The 11,683-nt window shown below is 57.0% G+C and carries 6 protein-coding genes, 2 tRNA genes and 2 rRNA genes; all 10 read left to right on the top strand.

The genetic code is table 11. The annotated features are described in order from the left end of the window. Positions 1 to 46 precede the first annotated feature (46 nt). A tRNA-Ile gene (locus E5221_RS22185) sits at positions 47 to 123 on the top strand. A gap of 24 nt (positions 124 to 147) precedes the next feature. After that, positions 148 to 223 (top strand) — tRNA-Ala (locus E5221_RS22180). Between the two features lie 243 nt (positions 224 to 466). Further along, positions 467 to 3,358 (top strand): 23S ribosomal RNA (locus E5221_RS22175). Positions 3,359 to 3,489: 131 nt separating this feature from the next. Further along, positions 3,490 to 3,605, top strand: a 5S ribosomal RNA gene (gene rrf, locus E5221_RS22170). 363 nt (positions 3,606 to 3,968) lie between these two features. Beyond that, entirely contained in the window at positions 3,969 to 5,612 is a 1,644-nt protein-coding gene (locus tag E5221_RS22165; RefSeq protein WP_039613940.1) for an acetolactate synthase large subunit, read from the top strand. Positions 5,613 to 5,756: 144 nt separating this feature from the next. Further along, on the top strand, positions 5,757 to 7,694 hold the full coding sequence (locus tag E5221_RS22160) for an FAD-dependent oxidoreductase (RefSeq protein ID WP_247846463.1): 1,938 nt from the start codon (positions 5,757 to 5,759) through the stop codon (positions 7,692 to 7,694). Positions 7,695 to 7,838: 144 nt separating this feature from the next. Beyond that, a complete protein-coding gene (locus E5221_RS22155; protein WP_024087631.1) occupies positions 7,839 to 8,735 on the top strand; it encodes a nitrilase family protein in 897 nt (298 codons plus the stop codon). 10 nt (positions 8,736 to 8,745) lie between these two features. Next, the gene (locus E5221_RS22150; protein WP_247846462.1) at positions 8,746 to 9,900 is read left to right on the top strand and encodes a hypothetical protein; all 1,155 of its coding nucleotides are present in this window, start codon (positions 8,746 to 8,748) and stop codon (positions 9,898 to 9,900) included. Beyond that, the gene (locus E5221_RS22145; RefSeq protein WP_061551536.1) at positions 9,897 to 10,886 is read left to right on the top strand and encodes an asparaginase; all 990 of its coding nucleotides are present in this window, start codon (positions 9,897 to 9,899) and stop codon (positions 10,884 to 10,886) included. Before E5221_RS22150 ends, E5221_RS22145 begins: the two co-directional genes overlap by 4 nt. 91 nt (positions 10,887 to 10,977) lie before the next feature. Further along, positions 10,978 to 11,529 carry a UPF0149 family protein gene (locus tag E5221_RS22140; protein WP_061551537.1) on the top strand — a complete coding sequence of 184 codons (552 nt, stop codon included), beginning with the start codon at positions 10,978 to 10,980 and terminating at the stop codon, positions 11,527 to 11,529. The last annotated feature ends 154 nt before the right edge of the window (positions 11,530 to 11,683 follow it).

The following is an 11,683-nucleotide window of genomic DNA, read 5'->3' as shown; positions in this document are numbered from 1 at the left end:
TGCTTGATTCATTGTAAAAGACGATGCTGTAACGCGACCCTGTTATAGGTCTGTAGCTCAGTTGGTTAGAGCGCACCCCTGATAAGGGTGAGGTCGGCAGTTCAAATCTGCCCAGACCTACCATTACATGGTTCAGCCGTAGAATACGGGGCCATAGCTCAGCTGGGAGAGCGCCTGCCTTGCACGCAGGAGGTCAGCGGTTCGATCCCGCTTGGCTCCACCACTTTCGCCGTACGCAGTAGCTTGTCAGAACTTAGAAATGAACATTCAGTTCGAATGTTGATTTCTGGCTTTTGTCAGATCGTTCTTTAAAAATTCGGATATGTGATAGATATAGACTGATGACCAGTTTCACTGCTGGTTAATCAGGCTAAGGTAAAATTTGTGAGTTCTGCTCGAAAGAGCAACATGCGAATTTTCGGCGAATGTCGTCTTCACAGTATAACCAGATTGCTTGGGGTTATATGGTCAAGTGAAGAAGCGCATACGGTGGATGCCTTGGCAGTCAGAGGCGATGAAAGACGTGGTAGCCTGCGATAAGCTTTGGGGAGTCGGCAAACAGACTGTGATCCAGAGATCTCTGAATGGGGGAACCCACTCAGCATAAGCTGAGTATCTTGTACTGAATACATAGGTGCAAGAGGCGAACCAGGGGAACTGAAACATCTAAGTACCCTGAGGAAAAGAAATCAACCGAGATTCCCTTAGTAGTGGCGAGCGAACGGGGACCAGCCCTTAAGTTGATTTGAGATTAGTGGAACGCTCTGGAAAGTGCGGCCATAGTGGGTGATAGCCCCGTACACGAAAATCTCTTGTCAATGAAATCGAGTAGGACGGAGCACGAGAAACTTTGTCTGAATATGGGGGGACCATCCTCCAAGGCTAAATACTACTGACTGACCGATAGTGAACCAGTACCGTGAGGGAAAGGCGAAAAGAACCCCGGAGAGGGGAGTGAAATAGAACCTGAAACCGTATGCGTACAAGCAGTGGGAGCCTACTTTGTTAGGTGACTGCGTACCTTTTGTATAATGGGTCAGCGACTTATATTCAGTGGCGAGCTTAACCGAATAGGGGAGGCGTAGCGAAAGCGAGTCTTAATAGGGCGTTTAGTCGCTGGGTATAGACCCGAAACCGGGCGATCTATCCATGGGCAGGTTGAAGGTTAGGTAACACTGACTGGAGGACCGAACCGACTACCGTTGAAAAGTTAGCGGATGACCTGTGGATCGGAGTGAAAGGCTAATCAAGCTCGGAGATAGCTGGTTCTCCTCGAAAGCTATTTAGGTAGCGCCTCATGTATCACTCCAGGGGGTAGAGCACTGTTTCGGCTAGGGGGTCATCCCGACTTACCAAACCGATGCAAACTCCGAATACCTGGAAGTGCCGAGCATGGGAGACACACGGCGGGTGCTAACGTCCGTCGTGAAAAGGGAAACAACCCAGACCGTCAGCTAAGGTCCCAAAGTCATGGTTAAGTGGGAAACGATGTGGGAAGGCTTAGACAGCTAGGAGGTTGGCTTAGAAGCAGCCACCCTTTAAAGAAAGCGTAATAGCTCACTAGTCGAGTCGGCCTGCGCGGAAGATGTAACGGGGCTCAAACCATGCACCGAAGCTACGGGTGTCATCTTTGATGACGCGGTAGAGGAGCGTTCTGTAAGCCTGTGAAGGTGAGTTGAGAAGCTTGCTGGAGGTATCAGAAGTGCGAATGCTGACATGAGTAACGACAATGCGAGTGAAAAACTCGCACGCCGAAAGACCAAGGTTTCCTGCGCAACGTTAATCGACGCAGGGTTAGTCGGTCCCTAAGGCGAGGCTGAAAAGCGTAGTCGATGGAAAACAGGTTAATATTCCTGTACTTCCAGTTATTGCGATGGAGGGACGGAGAAGGTTAGGCCAGCCTGGCGTTGGTTGTCCAGGTTTAAGGTGGTAGGCTGAAATCTTAGGCAAATCCGGGATTTCAAGGCCGAGAGCTGATGACGAGTTGCCTCTAGGCGACGAAGTGGTTGATACCATGCTTCCAAGAAAAGCTCCTAAGCTTCAGATAACTGGGAACCGTACCCCAAACCGACACAGGTGGTTAGGTAGAGAATACCAAGGCGCTTGAGAGAACTCGGGTGAAGGAACTAGGCAAAATGGCACCGTAACTTCGGGAGAAGGTGCGCCGGCGAGGGTGAAGGACTTGCTCCGTAAGCCCATGCCGGTCGAAGATACCAGGCCGCTGCGACTGTTTATTAAAAACACAGCACTCTGCAAACACGAAAGTGGACGTATAGGGTGTGACGCCTGCCCGGTGCCGGAAGGTTAATTGATGGGGTTAGCGCAAGCGAAGCTCTTGATCGAAGCCCCGGTAAACGGCGGCCGTAACTATAACGGTCCTAAGGTAGCGAAATTCCTTGTCGGGTAAGTTCCGACCTGCACGAATGGCGTAACGATGGCGGCGCTGTCTCCACCCGAGACTCAGTGAAATTGAAATCGCTGTGAAGATGCAGTGTATCCGCGGCTAGACGGAAAGACCCCGTGAACCTTTACTATAGCTTTGCACTGGACTTTGAATTTGCTTGTGTAGGATAGGTGGGAGGCTTTGAAGTGGGGACGCCAGTTCTCATGGAGCCATCCTTGAAATACCACCCTGGCAACTTTGAGGTTCTAACTCAGGTCCGTTATCCGGATCGAGGACAGTGTATGGTGGGTAGTTTGACTGGGGCGGTCTCCTCCCAAAGAGTAACGGAGGAGTACGAAGGTGCGCTCAGACCGGTCGGAAATCGGTCGTAGAGTATAAAGGCAAAAGCGCGCTTGACTGCGAGACAAACACGTCGAGCAGGTACGAAAGTAGGTCTTAGTGATCCGGTGGTTCTGTATGGAAGGGCCATCGCTCAACGGATAAAAGGTACTCCGGGGATAACAGGCTGATACCGCCCAAGAGTTCATATCGACGGCGGTGTTTGGCACCTCGATGTCGGCTCATCACATCCTGGGGCTGAAGCCGGTCCCAAGGGTATGGCTGTTCGCCATTTAAAGTGGTACGCGAGCTGGGTTTAGAACGTCGTGAGACAGTTCGGTCCCTATCTGCCGTGGACGTTTGAGATTTGAGAGGGGCTGCTCCTAGTACGAGAGGACCGGAGTGGACGAACCTCTGGTGTTCCGGTTGTCACGCCAGTGGCATTGCCGGGTAGCTATGTTCGGAAGAGATAACCGCTGAAAGCATCTAAGCGGGAAACTTGCCTCAAGATGAGATCTCACTGGGATCTTGAATCCCCTGAAGGGCCGTCGAAGACTACGACGTTGATAGGTTGGGTGTGTAAGCGCTGTGAGGCGTTGAGCTAACCAATACTAATTGCCCGTGAGGCTTGACCATATAACACCCAAGCAATTTGCTAGCGCAGATTGCGGTGGTGAAGACGAAGCAACCGAAAGTTCGCAACATCACAAATATCGCATATCCGAATTCGCTGGGCTGTCCATCTGGACATTCTGGCAACAGAATTTCTTGACGACCATAGAGCATTGGAACCACCTGATCCCATCCCGAACTCAGCAGTGAAACGATGCATCGCCGATGGTAGTGTGGGGTTTCCCCATGTGAGAGTAGGTCATCGTCAAGATTCATTTCGCAAAACCCCTATCTGCGTATGCAGGTAGGGGTTTTGTCTTTGTGGTGCAAAAACTCCCGGGTATACGCAGCCCCTGTGGGAGCGGGCGCGCCCGCGTACACCGGCGAAGCCGGTGCCATACACCGCGTCGTCTGTTTCGCGACGGTTCGACGCCTCGATACGTCTGCTCCCACCCCGACCGCAAAATACCCAGGCTGCGAAAATATTCCCGTCACATTCACGTGACTTTCCCGCGTCCACCCTACGTCAAGACTTTGGTTCGGGGCACTCCTGGCCCCGGGCTGAGCGATGCCAGCGTACCGTGCTGCGCATTTCCGGACTTCCACCGTCCCATCACTTGAGGTAGCAAGCAAGATGGCCAAGGCCGCCGATGTCGTTGTGCAATGCCTGGAAAACGAAGGTGTCGAGTATGTATTCGGTATTCCCGGTGAAGAAAACCTCGATCTGCTGGAATCCCTGCGCAAGTCGAAGATCAAGCTGGTACTGACTCGCCACGAGCAGTCCGCAGGCTTCATGGCTGCCACCTATGGTCGCCTGACCGGCAAGACCGGCGTCAGCCTGTCGACCCTCGGCCCTGGCGCTACCAACCTGGTCACCGCCAGTGCCTACGCCTACCTGGGCGGCATGCCGATGATGATGATCACCGGCCAGAAGCCGATCAAGAAGTCCAAGCAGGGCCGCTTCCAGATCATCGACGTGTGCGGCATGATGGACCCCATCACCAAGTACACCCACCAGTTCGCCTCCGCCGACAACATCCCGGCCCGTATGCGCGAAGCCTTCCGCCTGGCCGAAGAAGAGAAGCCGGGTGCCGTGCACCTGGAGCTTCCGGAAGACATCGCCGCCGAGCAGACCGAAAGCCTGCCGATTCCGCCTAGCCTGAGCCGCCGCCCGCTGGCCGAGCACAAGGCCATCGAAGCCGCCGTGGAAAAACTGCAGAAAGCTCGCAACCCGATCCTGGTGATCGGCGCCGGCGCCAACCGCAAGATGACCGCCAAGGTCCTCAAGCAACTGATCGACAAGACCGGTATCCCGTTCATCACCACCCAGATGGGCAAAGGTGTGGTCGACGAGCGCCACCCGCGCTTCCTGGGCAACGCCGCACTGTCGTCGGGTGACTTCGTGCACCGCGCCGTCGAAGCCGCCGACCTGATCGTCAACATCGGCCACGACGTGATCGAGAAGCCGCCGTTCTTCATGGTCCGTGGCGGCACCGAAGTCATTCACATCAACTTCCGCTCCGCCGAAGTCGATGCCGTGTACTTCCCGCAGGTTGAAGTGATCGGCGATATCGCCAATGCCGTATGGCAGATCAGCGAAGCGCTGACCGACACCACACACTGGGACTTCACCCGCCTGATGGCGATCCGTGAAGCCAACGAAGCACAGATCGCCGAAGGTGCAGACGACAACCGCTTCCCGGTCTACCCGCAGCGCATGGTCGCCGACATCCGTCGCGTGCTGCCGTCCGAAGGCATCGTTGCCCTGGACAACGGCATCTACAAGATCTGGTTCGCCCGCAACTACAAGGCGCACAAGCCGAACACCGTGCTGCTGGACAACGCCCTGGCGACCATGGGCGCCGGCCTGCCATCGGCCATGGCCGCGCACCTGGTGCACCCGGACCGCCCGGTGATCTCAGTTTGCGGCGACGGCGGCTTCATGATGAACAGCCAGGAGCTGGAGACTGCGGTACGCCTGGGCATGCACATCACCGTGGTGATCCTGCGTGACGACGGCTACGGCATGATCCGCTGGAAGCAGGCGAACATGGGCTTCACCGATTTCGGCCTGGACTACGGCAACCCGGACTTCGTCAAGTACGCCGAAGCCTACGGTGCCAACGGCCACCGCGTGGAAAGCGCCGAAGGCCTGCTGCCGCTGCTGGAGCACTGCATCAAGACCCCGGGCGTGCACGTGATCGACTGCCCGGTCGATTACAGCGAGAACGACCGCATCCTCAACAGCGAGCTGCGTGAGCGCGCGCTGGCGGTGTAAGGTGTAACGGCTTTATTGACATCAACCGGGCCACCACAGATATCTCCCGATCCTGTGGTGGCCAGTTGGTGCTAATTAACAACCTCCTCACGCATATCTTGATTGATCATTCTCATGTTCCCAACTCATTGAGAACACGAGACCATGACCATCGGCTCAACACACAACCATCCTGCTGATCTGGCTATCGAGCCATCCCTGTCCGTAAAGCCATGGGCTGCGCGTTACCCTAACCCTCCTGATCTTTGCTTTGATTATCGCCGTCTACTCGAACAAGAGGGCGGAGTTGCATACGCCACTCAGCCGGATCACCGGATCTGTATTGTCGGTGCTGGTGTTACCGGGCTGACTGCAGCCCGGGAATTGCTTCGTTGCGGCTTTACCCATATCACCTTGATCGAGCAGTCCCGGCGTGTGGGTGGGCGCCACCTCACGCTGGTGAGTAACGCAGGAAATCACAAACAGCCTGTAACCCCTTTTGAAATGGGGGCCATGCGCATGCCGTTCTTCAACAGGACTGGTGAGCCCCCAAAAGATGGGCGTTCGCTTATGGCCTATTACGCCAAGCTGTTCGAGCTACGAATTTCCAATTTTCCAAATCCAGGGACACCTTGGGTGAATGCCACTGGAATATATCTTCGTGACGGGCAATTAGAGGGTGAGAGAGACCCTGAGCTGTTGGTCTGGCGCAATCCCGAAGGAACGACACCACCCCCTTCTGCGATGCTTCAGCAGGTCTACGATAAATGGCGCCATTTTGCGGAGCAGTTCGCCGAGCGTATTGCTGCGGTTTATGGCACTTATGGTTGGGAGTCGATGTGGTCGGCGATCGTCAAGCGCTATCATCGAATATCGTTTAGAGATCTGGTGCGTTTACCCGCTCTTACTGCTTGGGACCCCGCAACCCCTGGTGATTTTGGCGGGCTAGGCATGAGTGGCGACGAGTCGGCCATCTTCTATGCAATCGGTATTGGAGATGGTAGCTGGGGAGCGTTTTATGACGTCTGCTGCCTTTACCCGCTGCGTACAGCAATCTTTGGTTTCAGCAGTCATTTGCAGTTGGTGCATGGGCGTGTTGACCAGGACGGTGTGCCTTACGCTGCGCCCCATCTTGAAGCCAGCAGCGTCCCTGACAGTAAAGGATTGATGTTTCAGGGGCCAGCCTATATCGGGCTTGCGGCGATGGACGAAAGCCTCATGTTTCTGGACGTCGGGATGGGCGGTTCCTCGCTGTATGACCACCTGCTGCAACGAGATGATGGGTTACTGACTGACACTTCGGTCTGTTCCCTACAAAAGCTGGAGGATGGTCGCGTACGGGTCGGATACCGTTGGCATTGCAGTGATCCGGTGCAGGGGAACGTCCAATACGAAGACTTCGACAGCGTGATCTTGACCATTCCTTCCTGGCTGATCGAAACCAACATCCGCCTCGACGGTTTCAGCCGTCAGATATTGCCGCAGACGATCATGGATGCCTGTAAGCATGCTCACTGGGAGACAAGCTGCAAGGTCTATGCCCCGCTGAATAAGAGCTTCCTGGACCGTAACCCAGCTTTTCCGCAAATCCTGGTCACTGACAGTTTCGTTCACGATGTCTATGCCTACCGCTACAACGACCATTACGCTGATGACTGCATCCTGCTCAGTTACACCTGGGAAGACGATGCAACGAAACTGGCCGCGTTCTCAGATGAAGAACTGGGCGACAAGTGCGTGAAGGAACTCGATCGGATCCTCCTTAGCTGCAGCAACGTGGCTGAACCCATATCGCCTTATATCGATACCCGAAACATTCGCATACAGCGTTGGATGACTGATCGAAACGCGCTTGGTTGCGCAAAGTTGTATCGGGCTGGGACCTATTACGATGCAGTGAGCTTGATGAAGTACAACCGTGATCTGAGTGCCAGCTCAGGGTTGTATCTGGCTGGAGAGTCCTTCTCTGTTGACGCCGGCTGGACCGAGCCGTGTTTACGCACGGCGCTTGATGTGGTCATCAACCTGTGCAACAGAACATCGGCATCGTTCAATGGTGGCTTTACCCTGAACCACTACCCACATTATCAAGTTGGGAAATAGCTGCATCCGGGCGTTTTTGTAGGGAGTTTCCTACTGGAACACCTCTCTTGTCCTTCGATCCCATAGGAACTCCCCGACTGTCACTCCCCCGCCCAACCCCGCTTTACTGGCGCCCTTCCAAAACAACCATAAAAGGAAGCCGCCATGTCTGAACATTGCACGCCCGTCAGCCCCGTACGTATCGCTGTCATCCAGTACGACCCTCAGGTCGGGCTGGAGCATTGTGATGGCAACCTGAGCAAGGGCCTGGCATTGGCCCGGTGCGCGGCGCGTGAAGGCGCCAACCTGATCGTGCTACCCGAGTTGGCCAACACCGGCTACACCTTCCACACGCGTGCAGAGGCCTATGCCCACGCCGAAACGCTGGAGGAGGGGCGCAGCCTGAAAGCCTGGGCGGATTTCGCCAAGGAGTACCAGGTATATCTGGCTGCGGGTTTTGCCGAACGTGAGGGACTGAAACTTTTCGACAGTGCCGTTCTGTTCGGTCCGCAAGGCTTGCTCGGGCATTACCGCAAGGCCCATCTGTGGAACCAGGAAAAGCTCTGGTTCACCCCTGGCGACCTGGGCTTCCCTGTGTTCGAGACACCGATCGGCCGTATCGGCCTGCTGATCTGCTGGGATATCTGGTTCCCGGAAGTGCCGCGGCTGATGGCTGCGCAAGGCGCCGACATCATCTGCAGCCTGAACAACTGGGTATGGACGCCACCACCACTGTTCGATGAATCAGGGCGCTGCATGGCGTCCTACCTGACCATGACGGCGGCACACGCCAACAACGTTTACATCGCTGCCGCCAATCGCATAGGTAGCGAGCGGGGCGGTCGCTTCCTGGGCTGTTCACTGATTGCCGGTACCAATGGCTGGCCCATCGGCGAGGTGGCCAGTGCAGAGGAGGAGGGCATTCTCTACGCCGATGTCGACCTCAGCAGCGCCCGCTCGGCGCCGATCTGGAACAGCCTCAACGACCTGCCGCGAGACAGGCGCACCGACCTTTACGATGCGACGCTTGGCTATCGCCTTCATGCACCTATGCCCCGCTGAGGAGTTGCACATGAAAACGCTACTCTTCCCCAACCGGCAGCGTTCGTCGGTGTTGATCCTTGCCTGCCTGCTGGTGCTGCTGGCAGCCAGCCTTGTACAGGGCCAATGGCCGGACTACATGCAACTGGCCGCGACGCTCGATCAGCCGCTAAGCCGCCTGCGCTGGATAGTTGGTGATATCAGCGAAGTGGCCTTCTATAAGCACGAGTTGCCCGCCCTGGGCTTGCTACTGGGAGCTTGCCTGGCGCATTGGGCCCATGTGCATGGGTATCGCTGGCACGGCTTTGCCATCTGCTACGGCAGCGGACTATGGCCGTGGGTGTTCACCAGTTCGCTGCTGGGCTTGTTGCTCAGTCACGCGTTGTGGGGATGGACCTTGGCCAGTGGCACCTGGCAACCAACCTTCGTTGCTTTCGTATCCTTGCCAGCAGCCATGGTGCTGTTGTTTGGTGCGGGTTGGCAGGTGACCATCATTGGCGCACTGCTGGGAGCGCTGTTGGTAACACCAGCCAGCCTGTTGATGGTCAACTACCTGTGCTATCCCCTGCAGTTGCCGGTGGTAGTCGGCAACGTAGGTGGCATGGCGCTGGCAAGCGTGATTGCGTTCATGCTGTGTTGGCGCTTTCCATCATGGGTACGGCCCAGCCACCCGACCGCCGCACCTGAATCCGATGCGGCCCAGCCCGACTACGGTGTGGCCTGGACCTTGCGGCGTGTACTGGCCGATTTCAGCGAAGCGCCATTCTTTGGTAATGAACTGGCCAGCCTCGGGCTGCTGTTGGGGGTGTTCCTGGCATACATGCTGGCCCCCGCTGCGCCAGTCTACGGTTCGCTGCTGCTGATACCGCTGGTTGCCGGGCAGGCGCTGGCATCACTGGTGGGAGTCGTGTTCTGGCGTCGCCAATGGCAGGCGCGAGGCTGGTACCCCACTTACATTCCCATCGTCTCTATCGTACCTGCCGCTGTGCTCACCCACGGTGGAGACTGGCAAGTGGTCGTAGCCAGTGCAGTGCTGGGCGCGCTGGTAGCGCCACCGTTGGCAGTGGCCATCAGTCAGCGCTTGCCGGCCTACATGCATGGTTACATCGGCAATGTAGTGTCGATGGCCATCAGCACACTGGCGATCGTTCCGCTGGTCGGGCTGCTTGCTGGAGGTGGCGTATGAAAGCGCATGCAAACCTGCCCAAGTTGTCGATTGCCAGCCTTGGAGGGACGGTGAGCATGCGGGCAAGTGCGAGCGAATGCGGGGTGATGCCCAAGCTTGACTGCGATGAACAACTGGCCGAGTTGCCGCAACTGCGTGAGATGGCCCAGCTTGAAGCTGCCACTTTGGGTCTGCTCCCCAGTGCCTCGCTGGGCTTTGCGGCGATGCTCGAGGTGCTGGCCTGGGCCCGGGGCGAGGTGGCTCGCGGAGCACACGCGGTGATACTGACCCAAGGTACCGACAGCCTCGAGGAAACGGCGTATTTCCTCGATCTGCTCTGGCCGTTCGATGCGCCATTGGTAATGACCGGTGCCATGCGCGCGGCCAGCCAGCCGGGCAACGACGGCCCGGCCAACCTGCTGGCTGCGGCGCAGGTTGCACTGGCGCCGGGCAGCCGTGGGCGCGGCGTTCTGGTACTGATGAATGATCAGGTCCACTGTGCTGCAAGGGTTCGCAAGACGGCAAGCCTCGCGATGGCTGCATTCGAATCGCCCGGGTGCGGAGCGCTGGGCGATATTGTGGAAGGTGCTGTGGTATATCGTCAGCCATCTGGCCCACGAGAGGTGCTGCCGTTACCGCATCGCACCGGGCACCGGGTTGCAATGCTGGAAGCGTGCCTGGACGCAGATACGGCGTTGTTGAAGGCTACAGCGGCACTGGGCTACGAGGGGCTGGTCATCGCCGGTTTTGGTGCCGGCCACGTTTCCGGTAGCTGGTCCGAAGTGCTTGGCCATCTCGCGCCGACCTTGCCAGTGATTGTTGCTAGCCGCACAGGCAGTGGCCCAACAGCCACGGCCTCTTACGGTTTTGCCGGTGCCGAGATCGATCTGCAGAGCAAGGGGGTACATATGGCGGGGCAGTTGTGTCCGCGCAAGTGTCGCATTCTGCTATGGCTGTTGATCGGAACTGGCAGGCAGCAACTGCTGCATGGCTGGTTGCCACGTTAAGCAATCTGCCCGCAAAGCTGTAAGCGCGGGCAGCCCTTCTGGCGTTGCTGTGCTAGGGTGCACACACTTTTGCTTCCCAGGATGTTCACCCATGCTCCCCGCACTCAGCGAAAAAGAACTCGACCGCCTCGAAGACCTGTTGATCACCTACGGCAATGACTACTCGGTACTCAACCTGGCCGAGCTCAATGGCTTTTTCACTGCACTGGCCAGCTCACCGACCACTGTCACCCCGGAACAGTGGCTGCCCGCGGTGGCTGGCGGCAAGGTGCCGAAATTCAAGAAGCCGGCGCATGAAGAGGCGTATACGGCATTGATGCTGCGCTATGCCAGCCAGGTGGCGGAGGAGTTGGGGGACGACGTCGATCACTTCGAGCCGCTGTTCGAGGAAAGTGAAGGCGAGGCAGGCACGGTGGTCGTGATGGAGGAATGGTGCTTCGGCTATATGCGCGGCACCCAGGTCGCTGGCTGGGCCGAGCTGCCGCCGCAGCAGGACCGACTGCTCAAGGCCATTTCGCTGCATGGGCTGGAGGACAACTTCGAGCTGCTGGACCAGATGAGCGAAGAGGACATCCAGGCCTGTGTGCCGCAGGTGATCGAGGCTGCGCGTGGGTTGTTCCGGTATTTCAACAAGCTGCACTGATCTTGCACCTGCCTTGATAATACCGGCCAATATCGGTTTGTAGGAGCGGCCTTGTGTCGCGATAGGACCGCTCCTACACAGGGCATACGCGGATCTGGATACTTCCATTATTCCGCTCCGCGAAATTATGGTTTCCCCGCCACACGGATTCTGC

The sequence above is a fragment of the Pseudomonas sp. A2 genome (assembly GCF_023100865.1).
Taxonomy (GTDB): domain Bacteria; phylum Pseudomonadota; class Gammaproteobacteria; order Pseudomonadales; family Pseudomonadaceae; genus Aquipseudomonas; species Aquipseudomonas asiatica.
This window is presented reverse-complemented; position numbering and strand designations above follow the sequence as displayed.